This window comes from Vibrio sp. D173a (assembly GCF_030248475.1).
In genome coordinates this window covers 1-965 of sequence record NZ_JAHGAH010000382.1, presented here as the reverse complement: position 1 = coordinate 965, position 965 = coordinate 1, and the positions used below count along the sequence as shown (strand labels likewise).

1 protein-coding gene is annotated in these 965 nt (G+C 46.0%); it reads left to right on the top strand.

Annotated elements, in window-relative coordinates; genetic code table 11:
• Window positions 1-310: 310 nt before the first annotated feature.
• Window positions 311-965, top strand: a 655-nt coding sequence (locus KIV40_RS26025) for a tripartite tricarboxylate transporter substrate-binding protein (RefSeq protein ID WP_285352084.1), incomplete at its 3' end; no start/stop codon positions are given.

The window sequence follows — 965 nt, the reverse complement described above, 5'->3', positions numbered from 1 at the left end:
AATTGGGGACCACTTCTCTTTCATCGCTCTCACTCTCTATTAAACCTCCATTATTATTGCGTTTTAAGGCACCAAATTGATGTGACCAATCTGATCTTTTATTAAATCCAGCCGTGGTTCTCTTTTTCATGAACTTTATGAACAAAACTTTGTTTATGCTCAATATTCTCTTTATCTACGCATTAGAGACATTTCGTTAACACCTTATTAACCTTGAGCTCATCACTGGCGAGCCACCCTACCTCGCCTAGGAAAACAAATTATAAGTCTCTTCAAAACAAGAGAGTCACCAACATAAGGAACGTGAAACATGTTAAAGGTACTCAAACCAACGCTCGCCGCATCCATCATTGCAGCTTCATTTTCTCTCCACGCTTTTGCTGCAGATGTTGAAAAACTCCACTTCCTAATCCCAGGTGGTGCTGGTGGCGGTTGGGATATGACGGCTCGTGGTACAGGTGATGTGCTGGTTAAATCCGACATCGTTGAAAATGTCTCTTTCCAAAACCTCTCTGGCGGCGGTGGTGGTAAAGCCATTGCACACCTTATTGAAACCGCTGAACGCCAACCAGATACACTGATGGTGAACTCAACCCCAATCGTTGTTCGCTCGCTCACCGGTATCTTCCCTCAATCTTTCCGAGATCTCACGCCTGTAGCCGCAACGATTGCTGATTACGGCGCTATCGTGACCTCCGCGGATTCGAAGTACAACACATGGGAAGATGTGGTCAAAGATTTCGAATCTAACCCACGTAAAGTCAAAATCGCAGGCGGTTCTGCCCGAGGCTCGATGGATCACCTAGTTGTCGCAGCCGCATTTAAAGGCGAAGGTTTTGATGCACGTAAAGTTCGCTACATCGCGTATGATGCTGGCGGCAAAGCAATGGCAGCACTTCTGTCTGGCGAAACACAATTGCTTTCAACCGGTCTTGGCGAAGTATTAGAGATGTCGAAATCTGGTC